The sequence below is a fragment of the Natronococcus sp. A-GB7 genome (assembly GCF_029688865.1).
Taxonomy (GTDB): Archaea; Halobacteriota; Halobacteria; order Halobacteriales; family Natrialbaceae; genus Natronococcus.
The window spans coordinates 1-24,703 of sequence record NZ_JARUKV010000031.1 but is presented as its reverse complement, the minus strand read 5'-3'; the positions used below and the strand labels follow the sequence as shown (position 1 = coordinate 24,703).

General features: G+C 53.6%; 18 protein-coding genes and 1 pseudogene. 6 read left to right on the top strand and 13 right to left on the bottom strand.

Translation table 11 applies throughout. The features are described from left to right. Positions 1-408: 408 nt before the first annotated feature. From QA609_RS21165 to QA609_RS21145, 5 genes are all read right to left on the bottom strand, one after another. Positions 409-972, bottom strand: coding sequence for a hypothetical protein (locus QA609_RS21165; RefSeq protein WP_278304615.1), 564 nt, complete (start codon positions 970-972; stop codon positions 409-411). 111 nt (positions 973-1,083) lie between these two features. Next, positions 1,084-2,337, bottom strand: a complete 1,254-nt coding sequence (locus tag QA609_RS21160) for an ABC transporter permease (RefSeq protein WP_278304614.1) — start codon at positions 2,335-2,337, stop codon at positions 1,084-1,086. After that, positions 2,334-3,539, bottom strand: a complete 1,206-nt coding sequence (locus QA609_RS21155; RefSeq protein ID WP_278304613.1) for an ABC transporter permease — start codon at positions 3,537-3,539, stop codon at positions 2,334-2,336. The genes QA609_RS21160 and QA609_RS21155 overlap by 4 nt, the downstream gene beginning before the upstream one ends. Beyond that, entirely contained in the window at positions 3,536-4,303 is a 768-nt protein-coding gene (locus tag QA609_RS21150) for an ABC transporter ATP-binding protein (protein WP_278304612.1), read from the bottom strand. Before QA609_RS21150 ends, QA609_RS21155 begins: the two co-directional genes overlap by 4 nt. Positions 4,304-5,156: 853 nt before the next feature. After that, positions 5,157-5,441 (bottom strand): hypothetical protein, encoded by a 285-nt coding sequence (locus QA609_RS21145; protein WP_278304611.1) that lies wholly within the window; start codon positions 5,439-5,441, stop codon positions 5,157-5,159. A gap of 245 nt (positions 5,442-5,686) precedes the next feature. Here QA609_RS21145 and QA609_RS21140 point away from each other — a divergent pair, with 245 nt between their 5' ends. Next, on the top strand, positions 5,687-5,995 hold the full coding sequence (locus QA609_RS21140) for a HalOD1 output domain-containing protein (RefSeq protein ID WP_278304610.1): 309 nt from the start codon (positions 5,687-5,689) through the stop codon (positions 5,993-5,995). A gap of 1,403 nt (positions 5,996-7,398) precedes the next feature. Then, positions 7,399-9,792 carry a carbamoyltransferase HypF gene (gene hypF, locus QA609_RS21135; protein ID WP_278304609.1) on the top strand — a complete coding sequence of 798 codons (2,394 nt, stop codon included), beginning with the start codon at positions 7,399-7,401 and terminating at the stop codon, positions 9,790-9,792. A 309-nt stretch (positions 9,793-10,101) separates the two neighbouring features. Here hypF and QA609_RS21130 read toward each other — a convergent pair whose 3' ends face one another. The 4 genes and pseudogenes from QA609_RS21130 to QA609_RS21115 form a co-directional block, all read right to left on the bottom strand. After that, a complete protein-coding gene (locus QA609_RS21130) occupies positions 10,102-10,764 on the bottom strand; it encodes an ABC transporter ATP-binding protein (protein ID WP_278304608.1) in 663 nt (220 codons plus the stop codon). 878 nt (positions 10,765-11,642) lie between these two features. After that, positions 11,643-12,599 (bottom strand): NDP-sugar synthase, encoded by a 957-nt coding sequence (locus QA609_RS21125; protein ID WP_278304607.1) that lies wholly within the window; start codon positions 12,597-12,599, stop codon positions 11,643-11,645. Between the two features lie 640 nt (positions 12,600-13,239). Then, positions 13,240-13,404: a hypothetical protein gene (locus QA609_RS21120; protein ID WP_278304606.1), complete on the bottom strand. Its 165-nt coding sequence runs from the start codon at positions 13,402-13,404 to the stop codon at positions 13,240-13,242. 133 nt (positions 13,405-13,537) lie between these two features. Then, positions 13,538-14,263: pseudogene (locus QA609_RS21115) on the bottom strand (transposase); the annotation flags it as partial. 265 nt (positions 14,264-14,528) lie between these two features. Here QA609_RS21115 and QA609_RS21110 point away from each other — a divergent pair. Beyond that, positions 14,529-15,629, top strand: coding sequence for a glycosyltransferase (locus tag QA609_RS21110; RefSeq protein WP_278304604.1), 1,101 nt, complete (start codon positions 14,529-14,531; stop codon positions 15,627-15,629). A gap of 188 nt (positions 15,630-15,817) precedes the next feature. Then, a complete protein-coding gene (locus QA609_RS21105) occupies positions 15,818-16,843 on the top strand; it encodes a polysaccharide pyruvyl transferase family protein (protein ID WP_278304603.1) in 1,026 nt (341 codons plus the stop codon). Positions 16,844-16,853: 10 nt separating this feature from the next. Here QA609_RS21105 and QA609_RS21100 read toward each other — a convergent pair whose 3' ends face one another. Next, complete coding sequence (locus tag QA609_RS21100) at positions 16,854-17,582, bottom strand: AAA family ATPase (RefSeq protein WP_278304602.1); 729 nt, start codon at positions 17,580-17,582, stop codon at positions 16,854-16,856. 308 nt (positions 17,583-17,890) lie between these two features. On the opposite strand from QA609_RS21100, the gene QA609_RS21095 reads away from it, so the two are divergent. Both QA609_RS21095 and QA609_RS21090 read left to right on the top strand, forming a co-directional pair. After that, on the top strand, positions 17,891-19,048 hold the full coding sequence (locus tag QA609_RS21095) for a hypothetical protein (RefSeq protein ID WP_278304601.1): 1,158 nt from the start codon (positions 17,891-17,893) through the stop codon (positions 19,046-19,048). Positions 19,049-19,314: 266 nt separating this feature from the next. Further along, a complete protein-coding gene (locus QA609_RS21090; protein WP_278304600.1) occupies positions 19,315-19,845 on the top strand; it encodes a hypothetical protein in 531 nt (176 codons plus the stop codon). Positions 19,846-20,013: 168 nt separating this feature from the next. Here the strand turns inward: QA609_RS21090 and QA609_RS21085 are convergent, their stop codons facing one another. The 3 genes from QA609_RS21085 to QA609_RS21075 all read right to left on the bottom strand — a co-directional run bounded on the left by QA609_RS21085 (position 20,014) and on the right by QA609_RS21075 (position 24,456). Continuing rightward, the gene (locus QA609_RS21085; RefSeq protein WP_278304599.1) at positions 20,014-21,477 is read right to left on the bottom strand and encodes a flippase; all 1,464 of its coding nucleotides are present in this window, start codon (positions 21,475-21,477) and stop codon (positions 20,014-20,016) included. A gap of 470 nt (positions 21,478-21,947) precedes the next feature. Beyond that, the gene (locus QA609_RS21080) at positions 21,948-23,621 is read right to left on the bottom strand and encodes a hypothetical protein (protein WP_278304598.1); all 1,674 of its coding nucleotides are present in this window, start codon (positions 23,619-23,621) and stop codon (positions 21,948-21,950) included. Between the two features lie 88 nt (positions 23,622-23,709). Then, on the bottom strand, positions 23,710-24,456 hold the full coding sequence (locus QA609_RS21075) for an AAA family ATPase (protein ID WP_278304597.1): 747 nt from the start codon (positions 24,454-24,456) through the stop codon (positions 23,710-23,712). Positions 24,457-24,703 lie beyond the last annotated feature (247 nt).

Genomic DNA, 24,703 nt, shown 5'->3' with positions numbered 1-24,703 from the left:
CGACGCTCGAGACGGTATCGCCCGAAGCCACGGTTCGTCGTCGATTGGCCTGAACCCGGCTTCCCCTGTAACATCGTCGGTAGCGTTTCCGATGTGGGAGCGGCAGAGAGTACCGGAGTAGCTTTCTCCGAAAGTAGTCCGCACCATCTACCTACGATGTGTGAGGATGTGCTCCAGCGAACGAATCTGGGCCACATTAGTATGCCGGATGAAGGACTATATGTTAAGCGATCGAACTGAATGGGTGTTTATAAATGGTAGTAGAGAATATACTGCTAGTTATATAAGTATAAAAACTTATTAGCTGGTCTGTGTGATAAGTACCTGTAAATGGATAGACGAAAAATCCTCCTCGGTAGTGCTGGTGCGTTCACAACACTCGTTGCTGGCTGTGCTGGCAATAGCGAATCAGAGAGCAGTGCGGGGAACGGCGCCGACGACGACCACCCCGGAAACGGAGACGGTCAAGGGAACGGCGGCGACCGAGGGAACGGCAACGGAAACGGAGACGACCACCCTGGAAACGGAGACGATCAAGGGAACGGTGAGGACCGAGGGAACGGAGAAGACCGCGGACGACCGGAGGAGATCCCTGGGTTCATGCCTGATGAGTCTGAATTCGACAGCGATCTTCTCCGTATTGAGAAGTTCGAGCGTCGCGGTCGGAAGCTCACCGTGTGTCTCGTCGTGATGACCGACGATCTTGCCGAACTCCGGAGGGAGTTCGACGAACTCGCACCCGGTCTCGAGCGTGGAATCACCGACGCTGAGGGGTTCTTTTCCGAAATCGAGGAGATCGAATTCACGCTCGAGAACAAATCCAGAGAGACCCTGGTTTCCGTCCATCTCAACGCCGCCCGGCTCCGCGAGTTCATCGACGGCGATCTGTCGAACGAGGAGCTGGCCGACATGGCCCGCAGCGAGATCGAACAGGCGTAGGTCACGCCTTGAGTCACTTGGCGATCGTTTCACACTACGTTTTTAACGCCGATCAGTGGACGCCGCCCCTTTGCTCGCGACATGTATTTAGCGGCAGTCCTCCCCGTTCACGGACCTCGGCGTTCTCGAGTAAGGGAGGAACAGTCAGAGATGATCAAGTGGAGCCGACCGGCTCACTCGCCAACCGGCGATCATCGCGGCGCTCGTCCCAATACCCACCGCAATTCCGACTGCGACACCGTACACCCAGGGTGCCGTTTGGACGAGACCCTCGAAGCCGACGACGAGTTCCGAGAGACGGTTGAGACCGATCACAGCGGGAGGCGTAAGCGCGACCCCGATCGTTCCGCCGAGGACGCCGATGACGAGCCCCTGTCCGATCACCGTACAAATGAGCAGTGACGACGACACACCCTGGGCGGTGAGCGCTGCAAACGTTTGGCGCTGCTGGTAGACCACGAGTGACAGCAGCGACACCGTGAGTGCAACGCCGGCGCTGAGCGCAAGCACGATGAGTGCGCCTGCGGCAGCGAGGTGGATCACCTGCTCCTGGAGCACGGCTGACAGCTGCTCCTGGTTCGAGCGGATCTCGTACTCGGGGTACGCCGACTCGAGGTCCTGCTGGACGGCCTCGACGTCGGCATCGTCCTCAACAGTGATCGTAATGAACGTCGCCGGCTCGGTCTCGGTCGTTCCCGTAATCCGATGGAATTCGTTGAGTGGCAGCGTCACCGTTGGTGCCCCGCTCATCTCCTCAAACGTCGAGGAGATTCCAACGACGGTGAACTGGGTGTCCTGTGCAGCGGTAAGCGAGCCACCGACGCTAACTGTGTCTCCGACCGAGATATTGTGTGTTCGTGCTGTTTCTTGATCGATGAGCACCTCACGAGTCGTCTCCACCTCCTCTGGGTCGTCCACAAAATGAGGATCGGTCGGTAGCTCCCCGCCCTCCGTCACCTCGACGGCTGGGCCACCGCCTGACACGCCCGTTGCAACAACCGACTGTGGCTCGTCCGTCTCCCCGTTGTCTAGATATGCCATATCGAACGCCAATGGAACCGCGTCTGAAATGCCGTCGTGCGATTCCATCTCGGTCGAGAGGGTTCGTGAATCGTAGAGCGTGTTCTCGAACCCACCGCCGCCATCGGCCGTCATCCGGGTTTCACTCGAGGTCACCCACAGGTCACGGTCTGCCGTGTCGAACTGTTCCTGGCCCGTCTCGAGGACACCGAGTCCGGTACTGACGAGCAGCGTGATCGCGAGCACGGCAAGCGCAACGCCGATAACGGCCAGGAGCAACTGGAGCTTCTGTTGTCGGAACTGGGCGATGGTGAGTCGTCCGGCGGTCTGAAGTCGTGCAAGGCTCCTGTTCGCCCAGCGGCGACTTCGGTCGATCACTGCGGCACACCTCCTGAAACCCGCCGGGCGACTGCCAAGAGGATCGGGAGCGAAAGCAGTCCCATGAGAAGTGCAACACCGACGCCATAGCCAACGAACAGCGGATGCGAGACCGCGATCGGCTCGGCGGTGAGTGTTCGGACGGCAACGGCGTTCACTGCTCGAATGCCGAGCAAGCCACCGATGGACCCGATAACGCCCCCAATTGCCGTCATAACGAGTGTCTGTGTGCCCACGAGCTGGAGCTGGCTGCGGACTGACACGCCCATCGCCGAGAGAACCGTCAGCTGCTGGCGATCCGTGACGATCTTGAGCCCGGACGTCGTAACGACGAAGAGCGTGCCGATCGAGAGCGAAACGACGAACGCGGTAAGGGCGAGTGAAAGGGAGAGCTCCGAGTCCTCCGTGTCACTCGCCATCATCTCGCCACGGGTGTTCACCGAGGACTGTGGATAGATCTCTGCCAGCTCCTCGTCGACGCCTGGTGAGTCAGCCCGAACGACGAACTGATCCGCCTGATCGTCTGCCCCGGCACCAGTGACGGCCTGAAACTCGCTCAGCTGTAGGAGTGCTGAGGGGACACCGCCACTCGCACGTGAGTGATCGTCGATAGCCGTCACCGTAAACGAGCTGTTGCCGGCGACCGTCACCGAATCACCGGCCGAAACCGACAGCGTCTCGGCGGCACTCTGGGAGAGGACGAGTTCACCGGTCCAGTCGTCGGCCGTGTAGTAGGGGTCGTTCGAGGCGAGCAGGTCGGTGTCGAGACCGCTAACACGATCAAGCTCGGGGGAGTTGATCACCCCGTTGATGAGAACGAACTCAGTCGTTCCGTTTGCCTCGATCTGGTGGACCTGAGACAGCACCGGTGTCGAACCCTCGACCCCCTCTTTCTGACGGATTTGGGTGTTCGTCTCGTGGACCGAACCAAACTGTGGATCGTCAGTCGCCACTAACGGCGAGTCCGGACTCTCCGTTTCGGGTACGATCCAGTAATCGAGATCGTCATCGGCGACTGTCGCGCCTGTCGCGAGGCCGATACCAAGTCCGGTGACCGTAATCAGCAACGCGATGACAACAGCGACACCGAGAACGCTGAACCAGACCCGCTGTTTTGCGGTCGCGGTCGCACGCGAGGCTGTTTGCCGGGTACCGACGGCGATCAGGCCGACCCACCGTGCAAGGAGTCGCCGAAGCCTCATCCGGTGATCTCACCGCGGCTCGTACGATCAGCGATAGACCCATCGCGGAGTCGGAGTAGTCGATCGCAGATATCGAGCGTTTCGCGATCGTGTGAGGCGAGGACGACCGCCCGGTTTTCTGCGACGCGCTGGAACTCTTGGAGTATCGTTCGGCCAGTGTCCGTATCGAGTTCCCCGGTCGGTTCATCAGCGACGACGAGTGCCGGATCTGTAACGAGTGCACGGGCGATCGCAACGCGTTGTCGCTCGCCCCCGCTGAGTTCTCCCGGTCGGTGCGTGATTCGATCTCCGAGCCCGACACGCTCGAGCAGGTCGGTTGCCCGCTGTCGACGCTGTCGCTTGCCAACACCGAGTTCGACCAGCGGAAGCGCGACGTTTGCGCGAGCCGAGAGCGAGTTGAGGAGATGAAAATGTTGGAACACGATTCCGATGTGCTCGAGTCGGTGTCGCGTTCGGCCGCGTCGTGACAGCGCCGCAAGCTCCGTCCCTTGGAACGTCACCGTCCCTTCGGTTGGGTGTTCTAATCCCGCAAGGATATGCAGCAGTGTCGATTTGCCGCTCCCGCTCGGACCCGCGAGGCCGACGATTTCTTCCTGCGAGACCGCAAGCGACACCGTATCGACCGCGCTAATAGTAGGTGGGGGTGATCGCCCAAGGGCCCGGGCGATCCGCCCTGGATTGGACCCCTGCGTGTAGACTTTCCTCACGTCCGACGCGGAAACGACAGCGGACGGAGTACTCGTCTGCCCGTGTGAATTAGCCATACTAGTGAAGAAATCTGGGGGTAAATAATAGCCTTGGTATCATAGATTTAATTCCCAAGCAGACAACAATTGTGATACACTCGGAGAGTTACTGATCGCGAGATCGACAGCTGTGGGTCGACGAGTCAGACGGTGTGGAGAGCGGTCGGTCGGAGCGCTCGAGGACTGCCCCGACGCCGTAGGGCGAGCTCGGACCAGAAGTGAGGAGAGACACCGGCTGCCAACGCTGCTGATTAGACCATGTACACTCGGTCCGGGAGTTGCAAGTGGGTGCATACCCGGTTCCTGCCTGACGGCCGCGAGCACACCGCGTTAATATTCCTACCGAACTACAATTGATGTGGCCGAGTCACACGACACGAACCCACCTGTCTGACATCCGTCTGACTGGTGTTTTTGAGTGCCAGCACATACTATGGAATATGGACATAACAAGCCTCAGGGGTACGCCTGCTGGACCGCTACTGGGAGCGATAACCGACACCACGCCACGACGCGTGTTCGCCCACCGACACGGGGGGCCACAGTGAGTTACGGGAGTTCGATGATGGTCCGGCGATCGGTTCCGCTCCTGTTTCTGGCAGTTCTGACCGTCTCTCTCGCGCTACTCGGCTACTTCGGACTGGTGAGTCTGCTGCTCGAGTACAGTCACTCCTGATCCGCTCGCGGGAACAGTCTATCCGTCTTCGACGTGTGGTCGAGGCCCAACTCGCCGCGATCCCCGATCGGTTCGAGCAGCGAGTGCCGACTCGTGATGAAAGGACGAAGCGGTGGCCACCTTCCTAGTCCGGAAGCGACCGCGAGTCGAGGCGCTCACCGTGAGACCACGCGTGATGGCTCGAGCGCGGCGGATTCAACACGACCCTTCGTCCGGACAGTCGGGTGACGGCCGAGGCTCGTGTGCATTGAACTGATACAGCCGTTCCTCGAGGTAGGTGTGTGCAACGGTCCCTGCCTCGGTGATCGTTACGAGGTCCCGTTCCTGGTCGTACGTGATGAGACCCGCGTCCTCGAGTGTTGGGACGTGTTGATGATACAGACTGAGATACAGCTCCGTAACGACCTCAGCGGAGATGCCGTCGATCGTCGTGCCGTGCTCCTCGACGACGAGTTCGTCCGCGAGATCGGCAAGTGCCACGACGTTGTGTTCGCGGACACAAGCTAAGACAGCTCGCCGGCGCCGATGGGCAAGAGCTGTGAGCTGGGGGTCCGTGTCAGCGTGTTCCATTGGCAGGCTGTTGCACGCTGGACTGGTGATGCAGATCGGCATAAGGCTGGCGATCAGGCATGAAAGGGAGGGGAAAACCCTAGTGAGCCAACCGGCGTTCTCAGCGAGGGCATGTCTGACTGAGTTTCAAGTAGTCGGCTGTGGTGGCCGGAACTATGCAACCACCGGAGCTGGGTGTCGAAATCGCCCGCAAGATTGCCGCCGAGAAAGGGGTCGAGCCGGCGACCCTCGAGCCGCCGGTACAGGCCGTAATCGACGTGACGGCACTCGAGAGGCTGGTTCACACCGGCCCACACTCCCGAACGGAGTTCACCGGTGTCGTTTCCTTTACCTACGGTGAGTACACGGTCACCGTCGATCAGACGGGCACCGTTTCGGTCACCCCACGGTCGGAACTCGAGCCGGGCGCCGACAGCCGACCGCAGCCACGAGAGGTCTGTGACACGCCAAGTGATCCTGCGTAGCCAGCAGTTTCGTACACTCTGTCCGCTACTTTTGAGGCGTTGACCGAGCGATGAGACACTGTCGGCTCGACCGGCGACTCCAACCGATCATCGAAACACGATCGTGTCACCGGTGAACAAAACTAACCTCCTTAGGAAGATTTAATAACTTCGTCGGGTTTGGAACAAAAGAGCACCCGTGGAGTGGCGGTGCTCACACTCGAGGACTGGTTCGCCTCGAGTGGTGGTGGTGGACGGTCTCCCGCTGACCGGGAGGAGTTGGTGGCTCTTCCACCCTCTCACGCGCGACGACACTCATACGGAAACTGAAAACCTACTCAGCAGCGGCCATGCGGCCGTCCAAGGGTAGTAACGATCACTCAACGCGGTGAGGCCGTGGGGGACACACCAACCCCACTCCTCGAACAGCAGTGGTTCACCTCAACTGAAAACTATTTTGGCCAACAACATCCCGACAGAGAGTCAAGTCGTCGCTAGCCTGCCGATCGTCCTCCCTGAGAGAGGTGAAACCGGTGCCTGGAGCTCTCACGGTGACTCGCTCCCCCTCTCATTCGGTTCACGACTCGCGTACTCGACGGACTGGCCGTAGAGAGAAGGACAGCCGACTCTCGGTCGGGCTGGATGGTCCAGGAAGCAATCTCGATGAGTGCTCGAGTATTTCGAAGGCTGTTGGTCGGTGGGCCGGTGAAGCGCAACGAGGTGCACCTCACTACCAATGGTACGGGTTTCCGGGCCCTGCCACCGACAGCTCAGTCCACTCCTGGTGGGAGCATACCTTTGGGGGGTACATACTGGACTCACACGTAAATCAGAGGCTGCTGTGAGAGGCTGTCACTAACACCGACTAAACCGTGGATACCATCTCGAAACGCTGCACCGACCAGGAACGCCGGAAGGCAGTCGGCTCAGTCAATACCGGGAGGTAACGTCGAAACCAAACCGGTTCAGATGATCCCGTTCTCTTGGAGAATAACGAGTAGCGACAGACCAATTCCAGCCACTCCGGCGATCCGCATGAGTTGATCTTGGTTTGGTATCATCGTGTTTGTGTGTGTATACTGAGTATAATAATATATTGGTTCTGACCGGTATCTGACCATAGAAAGCCGCGGTCACAGACCACTCTTCAGCAAAAAGGACTATCGAGAGTTTAACTGGCAGAGGGTGACTCCAATCGCAAACGGACAGGGGGTACCCAGTTTTATAGCTGGATCCAAGTAGAGTGCCCGGAGGGGCTTCGGACGGCGATTTCACCGGATCCGAGGGACGGCGACACGATCAACAACGAACTCCCTACCAGCGAAAGCCACCGCGGGTAGCAGATACTTCACAGCTCGGCACTCGGTCCCGCCCGTACGTTCGGTACCACGGTTAATGTGACCGGGGTGAGAATCCGTCGGGGTATGGAACGCGCGACCGTTCGTGTGACCGGCGTCGTCCAGAGTGTGGGATTTCGACCGTTCGTCTACCGGCGGGCACTCGCACACGAACTCCGTGGAACGGTTCACAACCGTGGTGGTGCCGGCGTCCGGATCGAACTCGAGGGGGCGAACGATAGCATCGACGCGATGCTCGACGACCTCCGAGAAGAGCCGCCACCGCTCGCGAGCGTGGACTCCGTCAGTGCCGATCGCGAACGGGTCTCCGAGGCCGTATACGACAGGTTCGAAATCGTCGACTCCAGTACCAGCGGGGACGGAAGCGGAACGATTCCACCGGACACGGCGATCTGTGCGGCCTGTCTCGAGGACGTTCGTGATCCCGACTCCCGATACCAGGGGTACTGGGCAACGGCCTGTCTCAACTGCGGGCCGCGTTTTACCGTCATCGACTCGCTGCCATACGACCGATCGGCGACGTCGATGGCCGCATTCCCCATGTGTGAGGCCTGCCGAGAGGAGTACGAGGAGCCGACCGACCGTCGATATCACGCCCAGTCGATCGCCTGCCCGGACTGTGGACCGCGTTTGCGCTACGGCGAGACGAGCGACGACACCCACCCGACGAGCGACGCCGAGAACGGACGCGATCCGTTTCCGGAGACACTCGAGAACACCGCCGACGGCACGGCGGCGATCGAACGCGCTGCTACCACACTCAATCGCGGCGAGACAGTCGTCTTAAAGGGGATCGGCGGCGCACACCTCGCCTGCGATGCCACCAACGCCGCAGCGGTTGCCCGCCTCCGCGAACGGATCGGCCGGCCGGAAAAACCGTTCGCCGTGATGGCGCCGGACGTCGCTGCCGTCGGAGCGTTTGCCTCCCTTGCCGCTCGAGAACAGGAGGCACTCGAGTCGCCACGACGGCCGATCGTCCTCCTCGAGCACGAGCCATCCCAAGCGGAAGACGATGGCTTGAGACTCGCAACCGGTGTCGCACCCGGACTCCACACCGTTGGGACGATGCTTCCCTACTCGGGGGTTCACTATCTCCTCTTCGAGGCGGTCGATACACCGCTGGTACTGACGTCGGCGAACCGCCCCGGGAACCCGATGCGGACCGCCAACGGACCCCTCGTTGCCAGTCTGGGCGCCGTCGCTGACGGCTTTGTACTCCATGACCGCCGTATCGCTGCCCGCTGCGACGACTCTCTCGTGCGCGTCGTTGACGGGAACCGACGGCTGCTCCGTCGGTCACGAGGGTTCACCCCGACACCGGTGTCGATCGACTCCACACCCTCGACGCCGATACTCGGGACGGGCGCTGACCGCGACGCGGCTGCCGGCGTACTGCATGAGGGGGACTGCTATCTCACTCAGTATCTCGGCGATATCGACGGTCCCGAGAGTCTCGCGTCGTTTGAGAGCGCTGTCGACCACCTGCTCGACGTTACCGGCCTCGAGCATCCGCCGATCGTCGCCCACGACGCCCACCCGGCGTTCGAGACCGCAGACTACGCCCGCCGACTGGTCGCGGCTGGTCCGGCAGAGCGCAGTGTTGCCGTCCAACACCACCACGCCCACGCCGCAAGCGTCCTCGCCGAACACGGCCTCGAGCGCGCCGTTGCGTTGACACTCGACGGATTAGGGTACGGCCCCGACGGCACGCTCTGGGGCGGGGAGGTGCTCGACGCCTCCCTGGCCGACTTCGAGCGCGTCGGCGGCCTCGCGCCGGTCCCGATGCTGGGTGGCGACCGGGCAACACGATACCCGGGGCGGATGGCCGCAGCGCTGCTTTATGCCCGAGAGTCGGATCGTGTCGTCGACCGCCTCGAGCGCCATGACGTCTCGTTTCCTGGTGATGAGACAAAGCCCGACGACGTCGTCCGACAGCTCGAGAGCGGTGAGAACATCCCGCTGACGAGCAGCACTGGCCGAGTCCTCGACGCGGTCGCTGCCCTGCTCGACGTCTGTGACGAACGCCGGTATGAGGGTGAGCCGGCGATGAAACTCGAGGCACTCGCAGCCGACGGGAAGCCGATCGCAATCGACGTTCCGACGGCGCGGGCTGATGGCCGGCCCGTGGTCGACACCCCGGCACTCTTCGCCACCCTCGTTGAACTGCGTGAGGCGGGACACTCTCGATCCACCGTCGCGGCGACGGCTCAGGACGTACTCGCTCGCGGGCTCGCCGACCTCGCGATCAGCGTCGCGACTGCTCGGAACCGAAAGACGGTCGCGCTAACTGGAGGGGTGGCGTACAACGATCACATCGCGACGCGGATTCGCGAACGCGTTACCAGTGCAGACCTCGAACTGATTGTCAACAAGCGTGTTCCAGCCGGTGACGGCGGCATTGCCTACGGACAGCTCACGGTAGCAGCGACTCGAGCGGCCCGAGATCAAGAAAACATATAACCCACAGTGTGGGGTCGATTCTGGCTATAAAGACAACTCGTACTCTGCACAGAGTGTGTCGACTCGTGGGAGAAACCGAGTTCGGAGCGTGTGACAGGGCCGAACTCGATTGATAGCTCCGGGCTGGTACCCCAAAAGTCTGAGCCGACCGTAGTGAAAGTGGATACTGAGGCCACCCAAGAGCCATCCACCTACTTACGACGATACTGAGAAACCGAGTGATGTCTCGCACGCCTAACGATGCGGGCCTTCTCCAGCTGTCAGCCAAGCCAGTCAAGGACCTACGTGATACGCAAGAAACGGAGGTGGCTACCGAGGAGTGACCATGTTCCCGGCTCGAAGCGTAAGCGTCCGGTCGAACAGGCCCTCAAGCGACCGATCGTGACTAATGGTCACGAGCGCTGTCTCCGTACGGTGTTGAACGTCAAACAGTACGTTAGTGAGACGATCGGTCGTCTCGGGATCGAGCTGTCCGGTCGGCTCGTCGGCTAAGACGACGTCGGGTCGGTTCGCGAGCGCGCGGGCGATCGCGACCCGCTGTTTCTCGCCGTTGCTGAGCGTCACCGGATACCGGTCCGCCCGGTCGCCAATAGCGAGCGCCTCGAGCAGTTCGTCGACCCACGCCTCGTCGCGGTCGCCGCCGTGGTGCTGGGGCAACAGGGCGTTCTCACGAGCGGTCAGATCCGGCACCAGCTGGAAGTCCTGAAAGACGACTCCGATCGTCTCCCGGCGGAGCCGGGCACGCTGCCGTTCCGAGAGCCCACTGGCGTCCGTTCCGTCGACCAGCACTCGCCCGCTGTCGGGCGACTCGAGCAGCCCGAGTACCGAGAACAGCGTCGACTTCCCGGTGCCGCTCGGTCCCTGGACGAGCGTCCGCGAGCCGGCCGGGATCGACAGAGACAGTTCCTCGAGGATCGGTTGGTCCCCGCGACGAACCGAGACATCGTCGACTGCAAGCACAGGTGGAGCCATGGTTCTGTTTTCCATTCCTTAATATATTATTTTTTCTACCTTGAGATAGGTCCATATATCTAATTGAGTGAGAAAATTTTAAGAAGTATGCTCTTCCTGAATACTACCGAAACGGTTCAAGAGAGCAATATCGGGAAGGGCCATCAAGCCAGTAGATCGAAAGTAGTGTAAAAGTCGCTCGCCATCTGATTTGGGAGTCCCACTCAGACCGAGGTAGAAGACAACGATCTGCTGAAGTGCCTCCTTTGAGAACACAAGCGTTCCAATATAATGAGTGGGAGCTATTTGGTTTTAAAAGTTCATAGACTGGTACGAGCCTGTGCTGCGCCAGTCGTAACAAATACGCGATTGGGCGGCTCTGGGTCGAGGTTCCTTGGTGAGACAACTGAGTCCCATGACCACTGTGGATGCCGCGACGACTGCGCGTCGAACACATCCGATACCGACTCCAACAGATTGAATCCCGCCCTGAGTTCCTCGGACGAATGCTACGGATGGCAGCGTCGCCGCCCGAATCCGGTGTCCGGGACGCAATACAGCAGTCGGTGTCGACCCCAAACGTATTTTAGATACCCTCGTCACGGACCCGAGGGACGTCAACGTCGATCACAAGGACGGCGTCCGTCTCGGTGGCGAGCGCCAGTCGGTAGACGTGGTCCGAAGCCCTATAACCACCATTGCTGACAGTTCTATGAAAGGTACTTTTCACGGAAGTCACAAACAGCTATTGGCCTAAAAACGCGGACCACAATTACATATTATTGATTGATAGATCATTCGGGATATGAATTGATCGAAAGATGAAGACTACCAACAGCGCTTCTTTCTCCGGTACGAGATAGCTCTGTAGAACATGGCAGGAAACAAGAGTGCAACTCTTAGATTGTGGTGTATGCTCCAATCAAAGCACCAGTTAGATCAAGTTGAGAAATGTCAACATCGCGGTCGACTACGGACCGTCGAAGGGAGGTTTGCTCGAGCGTCACCCCAGGAAAGACGACCGATCGCTCGAGATTGGATTCCACAAGTGTCGCTCCAGGCATGACGTGAACGTTTTCGCCAATAGACGTCTCTTCGACTGTGGCGTCGTCAGCGATACGTGAATCACCGTCAAGATGCCAGGCAACGGCATCAAGATAGCTCTCGGGCGTGCCGATATCGAACCAGGCTTCGTCGAACGTGTAGGCGTGCGTCGGGGTCCGATTCTGGAGCCACTGGATGAACCAGCCCGGCTCGTCCGGGTTGTTCCCGTCCTCCAGGTACGTCGGAAACAGCGAGACGGACTCTCTCGGAAGCGCATAGCAGGCGATCGAGACGAGCGTGCTCTTGGGCTCGTCGGGTTTCTCCTGGAAGTCGACGACGCGATCGTCCTCGAGTTCGACGATGCCGTACGACGTTGCCCGCTCATGGGAACCGACGTCGTACGCGGCGAGCGTCGGTGCCTCGTTCGTTTCAAACGCATCTATGAAATCCGAGAGATCGAAGCTGATCAGGTTGTCGCCCGCGATGACGAGGAGGTCGTCGTCGATTCCCTCGCGCTCGATCAGTTGCGCAAGTGCGCCGACGACGCCGAACTTTTCGTCCTCGGCCGTTGTCTCTTCGACCGAGACCCGTGGTTTTTCGAACGAGGCGTTCTCGAGGTGTGTCTCGAAGTCGGACGCGAACCGCTCGTTCGTACTGACGTACACCTCGTCGACCCGTTCGTCGGCTTCGAGTTCCTCGAAGATCCGATCGATTACGGTCGACTCGCCGATCGGGAGAAACATCTTCGGCCGATGCTTGGTGATCGGCCACAGTCGAGTGGCGTACCCACCCGCAAGTACGACGGCCTTCATTCGTTCCGATCACCGATTGAACTGTCAATGCTAGTTTCCATCTCTGTAATCATTTGTGCGCCTGCTGGCGCTGGGATCTTCCCGTGTCTCTGGAGTCGCGTTCAATGCGACACGACCTCACTCACAACAGGCAGTACTCTCTAAACCAATCACAAATAGCTATTGATCACACGTATTCGTTTGATATTTGAATACCCAATCCAGAGAGAGCATCGATCGTACCGCCGATACCGTTACTCCCCGTTTTCAAGTTCCTACAAAAGTCGAATATTTCGACATAGCAGATACTCGTTTTCACCCATTCAAACCCCACATACTGGTGACTTGTGGAACGAAATTTATTGGAACACACCTTACGGACTATCTGACTGCAGCGGGTGCTGACGTCACCGTCGTTGATGATTTCTTGGTCAGAACCGAGCACTGGCTCACTGACGAGTTCGACCTCGTCTGCCGGCTGGCAGTCTCGAAGGCGATCAACAGCAAGCGACCGCGCGAGCAATCCGAGGCGAACAGGCAGACGACCTACACCTTCCTCGAGACGGTGGAGGAAGTCGGTGTTCACGAACTCGCTACACGTCGATGGTCTACGGTGAGGTCCCGTGACCGACGCCCGAGGACTACACACTGCTCAAGCCGCTCACTCCGAGTGCGGTCCGTAGATAACCGTGTCGGGGTGCATGAAGCCAGAGACGGTACTCCCCTCGCGGAGGAACTCGGAGTTCATCCCGACCCCGACGTTCTCGTTGTCGTTCGCGCCGTGGTGGACGGCTGACTCGAGGACGTCCGCGATATTCATTGCCATCGCCGTACTCTTGATGACGACGAGCTACCGTTCGGATTTCTCAGCGAGCGCTTCCCTATTGCTTCGACAGCGGCCGCGAGTGCGGTGAGACCAATGTTGTCGTCTGCGTGTCAACTATCCCACCCTACTTCGCTCACCCTGACGGGTTCGCTCGTGGAGAGTGGGGCTTGTCCATGAACTCGGCTTCAAATCCTTCCGGGTAGGCGGTAAATCCGCCACTTGGCGTCACTGTTCCAGACTGTAGGGCAAGCTGACTGTTGCCCGTCAGACGAGACGACTGTTGGCCCCGACGGACATACCGAATCCCGATGTTTTTCGCCGTGTTGTAATCCGCGTTCGCCTCCGACTCGCAGTTCACACAGTGGAAGTCGTTACGTGCCGGGCGATTCTCGTCTGCCGTGAATCCACATTCGGAGCACCGTTTCGACGTGTACGCTAAACCGACTTGCTTCACCAAAATGCTCTCCGCTTCGGCCTCGTACTCCACTTGTTCGTACAGCGTTCGGAACGCCCACTTGTGACCCCACGACGCGCCTGTGCGATCGCGGATATCGGTCAGGTCCTCGAACGCGATTATGTCGCACTCATGTCGGAGTGCTACATCTACAATCGCGTTCGAGACTCTATGCAGTACGTCGCGAACACAACAGAGTTCGCGCCCACTCGACTGTTCGAGCGTTCGGTGGCCGCTTTGCGTCCCGGTCTGCTGGAGTCCGGTGCGTACTTTTTCGAACTCGCGGAGGTTGTGGGTTAACTCCCGGCCGCTGAAGAAGTAGGCGGTACTGGTGACAGCAAGGTTTTCGATGCCGGGGTCAACCCCGAGGACTGTTCCGTCCTCGGCGGTGTTCCTCTCAGCATCGTTCTTCCAACGGATCCGCTGGCGATGACAGAGATATGCAGTGGGTTGATTGTTCACGTGAATCTGCAAGAGCGTTTCAGTAGCGTATGTGTTTTCGTAGAGAGGTAGAAGTGATTTTATCAAAAGCCAATGCTATCGAGTTGCCAAAATACCCTGAGATTGTATCAGACGGGACTGCTTCCACAGGTAAATAAGCAACTCTAATAAACACTCTCAGAAAGTTGCACCGAAGAGATAATTAATAAGCAATTGATATAGCCTGAATATGGGCTCTCAAGTGCATGTGGGGATATTTTTGCCGAGGCTAGGGGTTGGTGGAATAGAACAGGTGGCGGTAAATCTATCTAACAAGCTATTAGAATATGGGTATAAAGTCGATATAGTCTTAATTAATAAATCTGGTGAATTATTAGAAGACATCAAAAGAGGTGTTAATATAGTGAATTTGAATGTGGACTCTGATTATAAAATACCCATAGAATTGAGAGAGTATCTAGTCTCTAAGGAACCTGATCTTCTGTACTCAATGCTCACACCGCTAAATATCATAGCTATCATGACAAACATTCTTTCAGTGGGCGATACTAAAAATGTAGTGAGTGAGCATAATATGATGAAAAGCAAAGTCACAAATTACAAAACCAATGCATGTTTTCAGTTATCAAAAATATTGTATCCATTAGCAGATCATATTGTTACAGTCTCAGATGGGGTCTCAGAGAGTGTTAGAAATAACACATTAGCTAGACAAGAAAGTATATCAAAAATATATAATCCTATTGATGTGGATGGGATTAGGAGGCTCAGTGAGGAGCGAAGTGGTCATCCGTGGATAGATAATCCGAGTACCAGAATAATAATATCAGGTGGTCGACATGAGACGCAAAAAGGCTTTGATACCCTGATTAGATCGTTTAGTCAGACGAATCTAAAGAAAAACAAACTACTCCTGTTTGGAGAGGGACCAGAGACTGATAACTTGAAAAAGCTAGTCTCCGAGCTAGATGTGTCTGATTCAGTGGATTTTTTGGGATATGTTGATAACCCGTATGCATATATAAATGAATCAGACGTGTTTGTTCTTTCTTCAAGACATGAAGGATTTGGCATTGTATTAGTTGAAGCTTTGGCATGTGGCTGCCCTATTGTTTCAACAAATTGTGAGAGCGGTCCGTCAGAGATCCTAGCTGATGGAAAATATGGACAGTTGGTACCCGTAGATGATGAACAAAAAATGGCCAAAGCAATTGAGCAGGTACTGAAATCCCCCTCTAAATCAGATACACTCAGTAAAAGAGCTAGTGACTTCAGCGTAGATAATTCGGCTAACCAATACGACAAGCTATTTCAGAGATTATTAAAATAAACCAAGTTTCCGTCTACCGGATTGAGTCAAGTAATATATGAAGAATTGGATGCTAGAGGGCAGCTGTAATAGTGTAGCTGAATAGACCAGAAGAGTTACGAACGTTATCAGTGTAGAATAAATATATAGATATTAGTAGAAAATACAAACGAAAATATTATAAACTCGTTCTGTTACGATATCCTAGAATGAAAAGTCAAAATCTGAGACGAGCACTTCATCTATCAAATAGGTTTGCGAAGCAATCCAAGTATTATCTGGCAGCCAAACTTCCGCATGAAGTAGGCGTACAAGGTTCATACAGTACCGGAAATATCGGCGATCTTGCGATCGGAACGGCAATAAGGGCCTGGTTAAATGATGAAGATATAACAAGTAGACTGTATACGAAGAGGATGTGTTCAACTAGTGCGTCGACTACCATTCTGGGCGGAGGCGGAGTTATCCATGACAGTCCCCCCTCCGATCTTGAAAGGAGACTGTCCTTTTTAAATGAGAATAGTGTTTTTCTTGGTGTCGGTGCGAATCCAATCTCGAATGAGAAATCTCAGCAGCTGCTCTCTGAAGCATTAGATAAAGCAAATTTAATAACGACAAGAGACCAACGGTCTACAGATGTACTTCAGCGGTATACGGACTCAGAGGTCATAACAACTGCCTGTCCTGCACTCACTCTCCAACGCCCAGATGCGGAAATCAAATACAAAACCGGCATCAATTTCAGGCCGGGATTTTTTAGAGAAAAGTATGCTGAGTATCATAAAGATAGACTGAATCTAAATGAGAGTTCGAGTATAACACTAGGCGAATTAGATGAAGAATATATAAAAATTTGTCAAGAGACAATTGATCAAGTTGCAGATCCGGTTTTCATACCTTTTACTATAGAAGACGAGAGATTTGCAAGAGAACACCTGGACATTGATGTGAAAAGATATGAGTATTCTGCATCGAAAGCACTGAAAGACGTGGCAGAGGTAAAAAAGATGATTTGCACACGCTATCACTCCTTGGTGTTTTCTATCATCTGCAACATTCCCTCAGTAGCTATCGCGTACGCACCGAAGGTCGAAGAACTGGCTGAAAGAGCAGAGATCGAGTACTGCTACCCATCGCAAGATTCGGGGACATTGGATTTCAAACAGCCTAGCGGGCGAGGAGAAATAATCGATCGATCGAAAGAGAATTTTCGCCTACTACGTAAAGAGATATAACTGATTTTTCCTATGTGGGAAATGAAATGTTTTCCACGGATTCTCTGATGCATTGCTCCGGCGTCAGGGACTCAGAGTCAATTTTGATTATATTTTCACTATTCAGTTTTGACTTTTCACAAATAGTTCTATAGTATGATCTGTACCGTTCCAACCTATTTATTGCAGTCTCATAGTCACAGTTTCTCAAACTAGATGCGACCTTTTTTTCTCTATCTTTTTGCCTTTGTAAACACGTCTCAGGTGTCGCATCAACGAATAGTAGATAATTGGGAACGGGCAGCTCTTGGAGATACCTGTAACCATTCTCCTCACTCTGTCTTAGCATTTCAGAAGCCATTTGATACAATCCCTCATCAAATATGTGAATGTCGTCCCCTCCCGACTTTTCTCCCACAAACATATATTTAGATGCCGAGTTGAGGTACATCCGTGGATAATTCTCCCGTTTGTCCTCGTTCCCTTCCTTTATTATCAGTCTGTATAGATCACTGTACTCTCTTTTGAATTCCCTAACATAATGGTCTCTGTATTTGTATTTCCATATTTTGTCGAGTACATAATCGTATAGTGGAGTGGAAATATGATCTATGGCTAATTTATAATTTCCCAGCAGATCTCGCTCGATATTCTCTCTAATTACTTGATCAGATGAGTGGATAACAGGTTTGTTACCAAGTCCCCTTTTGATAGTAGATTTGCCAGACCCCGGAGGACCAATGATTTCGATCTGGTTCATAATGTTTGTAACTGTCCTAATTAGAAAATAGTGTCTATTACGAACTGTCTCTCTGTACCTGTTTGAGAAGTGATGGGGCGTTGAACAAGATGGCTCAACCGCTCGGAGACCTGCCCGGCGAGAGCGACAAGGGAACGAGCGGACGGTGAGCGCTCTGACGGGCGTCGCCGTCGCGTTGTGCGGTCGGCACGGCACTGATCCGGTGGCTGTGGTTCTGCATGGGTTCGTGAGAAGCGCGATCTCTCGGACGCTGAATTGTCGTCTAGTAGCCTAACGTATATAGATCTTCACTCTGAAGATATTCCACAATGGTCGAGTTGTTGTCTAACCCCTACGAAGGGGTTGATTGGAGTTCCATCAGTGTTCACCGGGCGAACTTGCATGGACACTCTGACCGCCAGCACGGAGAGCGTTTCGAGAGTGCAATCCCTCCTCAAGAGCATATCGAGGAATACAAGCGCCAGACAGATACTACCGTTCTCGCGATCACTGATCGTGCCTTCTCCGACATCCAGGATCCCCCAGAACCGACCTACCCCTGGGGCGATTTTGAGTCGATGGATGGACCGAACTCGGAGAGCTACGAAAACGTCAGTCCTGAAGAAGTGGGACTCATTCCTGTACTCGGCCGCGAAAATCAGAACGACTCAGAAGGAAACGGGATCCATCACGTAATCACACTATTCACAGATTATGGCTCGTCGCTCGACGCAAGCAATGCAACATCCGAACTCGAGGTTTTCGAGGAGTTACAGGAATGGGAGGACGGCAGATTCGTGGATACGTGGAAGGAGTACGATCCGATTGCGTGGCTAGCCCATCCAGGGCGCTACCACAACGCAAATGAGTGGGAGTCATACCTCGATCACTTCAACGCTGGGTCACACGTTATCGGACTCGAAATTTGGAACCAAGGGCTCTCGAGATACGATCGAAATGATGAGAAACTCTGGGACGTTCTCCTATCAAATTTGATGCCCGATCGTCCGATCTATGCTCTCGGCGTTGATGACGGACACTGCTGGGAAGAGGGCAACGACTTTGACATGGCGCATGTCCAACTCTTGCTAAGTGATTGTAGTGCCGAAGCGGTCCATAGGTCACTCCAAAACGGCTGGTTCCACGCGGCCCGTCACGATCCAGTTGGCGCAATAGCGCCGACAATCAACTTCGTGGACGTTGATCGCGATGAGCAGGTCATCACTGTCAACGCCGACGACTACGAGACGATCGAGTGGATCAGCAATGGTGACGTTATTCACCATGGAAGATCGCTACCTTACGGAAAGATGGAGATCTACAACTACGCACGCGCAGTCGCAAAATCTGGCACTGGAGGAGAAACAACAACACAGGCGTTTGGCTTTCCATCCAAAGACATCGAATGGACGTTTCAGTTGTCCCGAAAACCGCTGCGTACACTCCCAAAGCGAGCGGCAAAGGCGATTCTCAGTCGGTTCCCTTAATCAACACTCCGAAACAATTACCTTTAGAATGACTAATATCGATTATGATCGGACCGTTCTGGAGGAGTAATATCGTTTCACGAGGATATCAGATATCAACATATCCACTAAGACGATGGCACCCAACCGGCTTGATGCTCTCAAAACTTTACTGGTCGATTGCACCAGTCTTGTATGATAGGTACACTTCTAGAGCTGTGGCGGATCCGTATCAAGTACATTGGATCGATCCTGACAACATCGTACACTGGAGTGGACGCAAGGGCATGCACAACACACGGTGGGAGTCCGTTGGATCTGTTAGATCCGGCGACTGGGATCAAAAGACGCCATCTGACCGGAGTGAGTGGCTTAATGATCTGCTCTTTGCCGACCGGTTCGAAGATTCTGTCTTTCACCAATCTTTTGAGGAGCATTATCAGAACGGATCGCCGTGGTCTGAAACCGAGCTAGTGCAAACGATCAAACAGAACGTTAGCGAAGATGACCCGTATCACTCATGTACGACGGTTGCAGAGGTCGACCAATTTTTCGAGAGCGTTGACGAGGTTCATCAATCAATCATACTAAACGGGTATCAGACACAAAAGCACCTCCAAAAAACCGCCGAAGGTCGGCCGTATGCTAAGTTCAAATCGCGAGTAAGGGATGAAATCTGTATCGATATCGGTCGCAGTGGAGAACCATTATTTGTCGACGGCAAGCACCGCCTCTCGCTCGCAAAGATTCTCGATCTCGAGGAGATTCCTGTCGTGATTTTGGTCCGGCATTCGAAGTGGGCCGACGAGGTCAACTAAATTTACAACCCGCGAAAGTCTATTTTGTATCGATATCTGGTGACGTCGCGATCTGTTTTTGATTCACTCACGGCAAGTACTACTAGCAGTCTGTGAACTATCTGTTGGGCCAGCTAGGATTTAATTCGAGAGATGAGAGATAGTCTTCTCGCTTTGAGGTACAGACGACTATACGGGGATTGCTGCTCGCAACTGCTGCCTTTCAATTAGCCCAACAGAAACCGTGGCTACTAACCAAACTAGCCCTCCGAACCCAACTACTGTCAAAAGTGAAACAAGGCTATTGATTGAAGCCACGAAGGGAAAGATTGAGATTGCCATGACGGCTGTGACAATACTAATCTTGGCAAAATTAAATCCAATTTCTAACCAATCTAAATCAAGTTCGAGATGAAGAAGGTACACGTTCAGCGCTACATATATTGTATAGCTACCCGCTGTAGAGACCGCCGCACCAACAATCCCGATCGAGGGAATTAGAATGATATTCAATATCAAATTTATAATTGCTGCGCTACCTTTCGCATATGCACGGTACTTCGCCTTGCCGAGGTAATCAAGACCACCACCTGTAACGTATGAGATTGTCTGTACAACTAAGTAGAGGGTTAGAATTTGTAACACGATTGCGCCACCTGCATATTCAGGGCCAAACACCAGTTCAAGCGTCGGCTCGGCGACAAGAATTAGTCCAACCGCAGCAGGCAAATAAAACGTGAGTATACTCGTCAGTGCCTTATTGTAGAGACGTGATGCAACATCGAGATTTCCGCGATGGATCTGCTCGCTATATCGAGGAGTGACAGCGAATCCGAGTGAGTTTGCAGGAGTTTTCAAGAAGGTCATGAGCTGCTTGGCGACAACGTAATGGCTTACCGCAAGTGGTGTCAGAAAGGCCCCTACAAGAATAATGTCTACACGCTTCAACAATGTATCACTGTTGTGGGTCAGAGCGATCGGGGCGGCATACTCAGCGACGCGACGCCGAAGGTCGGGTTCTATCTCTTCTCTGATGCTGCCCGAATACAGATAATAACTAAAGCCCATTCCGAACAACGCTGCACTGAGTGAACCGACTACGTAGCCAGTTATGGCACCAACTGCACCGAACCCCGCAAGAACGAGTCCGATCGCGAGAATCGGACGAAGTATGGAATCAACGAGTTTGATGTAGGCTGCCCACTCAATCTTTTTAAACCCTTGACATATCTTCCGGCTAGAATCGAGAAACCCACTGGTAGCGACGAATACCGCACCGACCAATAACAAAGCTTGGAGTTCTGGATCCCCCATAATCGCCGCTATTTGCCCACTAAGTAGTACCAGTCCAACTGTAGCTATACTAAGTGTAATAAAAAGAGAAACCGCCGCAGTTTCAATGATATGTGGAATCTGACCTGGACCGTTCTCTTCATACTCTGTAATATATCGCGCAGCAGATTTTCCTAGTCCAAGTTTACCCAATAATGTAACAAATGTGAATATAGAGAGGGAGAGATATACCAAGCCATACTCTTCAGGAGATAAAAGTCGGGCAAGCACAATAACCAATATCCCGCCAGAGAGGCTCTTAGCGACCTGTGATACTAGGTCTGCTTTGAACCCGGACTTGATATCCTCTACGAGTGCCATTGGCTACGGTATCAGCAAAGACGAAAATAGTTCTGTTGATTTCACGCTTTGCTATGGTTTTCCAAATGAATGAACAACCGGTCTAGCGGAGACGGAGAGTAACGCCCCGATAGGCGTTCGCCGTCCGTTCGTTCTTCCACAATGCTTCTGAGCCCCCGTCGTAGCTCCCGCTGACTAGGGCTGTGAGCAGGTGGTCCAACAGATACCATAATCCGCTCACGTCTCGAACTGTCTCAACTCGTCACTGTCGTTCTCTCAACACTCAAATCAATAATGGCAAGTCAAAATCGCTCCACAATGGGAGCGTGTCGCAGCCCGACCTGATTATCTCTTCGCGAAAGGGGTTCAGTCTCGTGTTATTCGAGACGACGTATAGTCGTCGAATAGCTACGTGATGGGCAGGCAATAACCGGCGAACAGTTGTCAAATCCTGACAGGTGGGCACTCACTTTAGTCAGCTCAGTTGACTACTAGCGACAGTACTGCCGAACATCAGTGTTTGAATAAATCTGGCTGAACTCGGATTGCAGTTCGGTCTCAAGATCCCACGTCAGCTGGTATGTTCCGGCCGGTCCGGCATGGATATCGTCTGCGTTATCACGGTACGCTGCGCAGCTATGATCATCGTGAATCTCACCGTCGAATATACTCTCATTATATGATTGATACACATCTGGATTGTCGAGAGCTTCGATATTTTCTATCAAGATCTTCTGTTTGTACCGGTGATCGGTATGAACTGTGTCTGCGTGGGTTTCTCCCCAGCTCTTTGCCTCAACATCCGTTTGCTCAAGGTAGCTCTGTGACGTATTAGGGTAATCTGGAGTTGCTGGAGCAGCAAACAGTTGAACCGAAATAAAAGCAAGAATAGCGATAGCGACGAACGACTTCCGAGGACCAATTTTAACAATGAGTGTGCCAGCAATTATAACCGCAAGAAGTGGTTCAGCGAAAAAGTGAATCCGTCCGTTTGCAACCGGCGCGAATATCGCACCGATAGCCATAGCTACAACTACTGCACAGATCACAAGGATGTATACGACCCCGTTCCTATCATATTCGGTAAGGGAGAGATACAGCCAACAAATCCCTGCAATAGCCAATCCGACGACAATCTGCATTGAATATGCTATTAGTGAGTACGGATCACCATTGAGAGCGACAGCAGCCGTTGGTTCCGCCGTGTCTAGTCCCGATGGAGACCCTCCTATTGCCAGAATTCTGGCGATAGCTCGCTCGGTATAGCCAGTGATATGTTCCCACTGAACTGCGAGTAATAGAGCCGATATAGCCGAGATCATGGTAAAACTCCGGGTTAGTGGCAAAGCATCTCTATTTCTCTTGCCGATTAGTCGTAGGATAGTAATAGCAAGAACCACAGCAGCGAATGCAGACATCATTATAAACACCGATATCTTGTGTGAAAAAACACTACTGATGAAAAACAGGCCGAGGAGAAGAAGACCCGTATGACGACCGATTGCCATCGTGGTGAGTAAGAGACCAACCAATAGGAACCCGGCCCAAAAATAGACCGAGATCGTCTGTGGCAACGCGCCAAACGAATACATATGAGTATGTGTAAAAGTCGCAGCAAAGACACCAGCTACGAGAGAGGCATCAGTATCATCCCATAGCCGCCAAACAATTGCTGAAGTAGTAGTCGGAAGTGCAAAGGCCGTAGCTATTGGCCAGAGTATGTTCGCTACAGGAGCAGAGATATCGAGCACGATAGCCACTATAGCTCCTAAAAGAAACATAATAGGAGCTGAACCATAGAAAGACGAGTAATTATTAATTGTATCTGAGCTTCCACTTTCTATAACTGACTGCGTCCACAGAGCAATTCGGTCAGGATCGGTGCGCATTACAGAAGCTCCAAACTGCGTTGTCCAAGAAAGGTGAAGTGCTGTAACAAACCCAACAAGTAGAATTGGTACAATTAATTTCCCGCCTTTCAAATAGAATAGAACAATGACACCCATCGAGGCGATGAGTGAGATGGGGAGTACAGGAAAAAGTCTTTCAACAAAGTGTGTACCAAGGACCATCCCTGAAAAAAGTAATGACAGGATTATAACAACAGCTTTGTCACGAGTTTCGATCATCATTTTAACAATTTTTCTTAAATCTGGATAGGGCAACAATCTCCACAGGGATTGCAATTAACAATGCGGTTGCAGCAATCATTTCATATTGGTTAGTTTCAAACATACATCCAAAAATGTATCGTTAATTATTTTTGATATTTATGGGTGGTAGCTCCTTGAGGATGGCCTCAACAGACGCATCAACATCAAGTTCGTGGCTGTTGACGGTTACTTGGGTCACCGAGCGGTGTTTTTGGGAGTGTTCGTTCGCAAGGTCAACCACTTGACTGTAAAGTCTGTCACACAGCTCTGCGGCGTCTTGGTTTTGTTTCTCCGCAATCCGCTCGATACGGCTTCGGTTTGAGTCTCTCTGTTGAAGGCGTGAAAGCGACTCCTCGCCGCTTGCGTCAACAAACACGATGATTCGGTGTGAAAACGTTGGAAATTGCGCCAGAATCTGTCTGATATGGTTACGATCTTGATCACTGGTTCCAGTGAGTAGTACTGACCACAGTGCTTGAAACTGTCCTTGGTCAAGAATGTCAATACCGGACGCCGACGCAGATTTCTCGGATATTGTGTGGATATACAGGCAGTAAAGGGTTAGCTTGCAAAAGTCGAACCACGATTGCTGACCGGTTTGAAGGAGCAGTCGTACGATTCGTACCGACTGAATTGGGTGACGAACGAGCGCCATCGCTGCGAACACAACCATGATTAGATACCGTTTGATATCTGACCCAGTCCGATGAGTTACAGCGTAAGTTCGGTTTCTAACTGAGAGGGATTGTGAGGCGAGTTTTGACTCAAGTTCACAGGCAATTGTTGATTTGCCCGACGCCGGATTCCCCACAAATTCAATAGTAATCGAATCAGGAGGTATTGTCATTGCGAAGAGAAAATACATAGAACTGAATAATAGTATCGATACGAATGATTGCTGGGAAGTCTACCGGTCCTACCTATGGGAGATCAATAATATTGAAAGAGTTTCGGTCAAATAGCTTGATGTGAATTACTACCGATACTGGTGATGACTGACCCCTATTATTGAGTTCTATTCCGTCCGGATGAACGCAGGAAGACGATACTTAGACCGAAGTGCACTGTCATAGTAATCACACGGTAGCACGTAT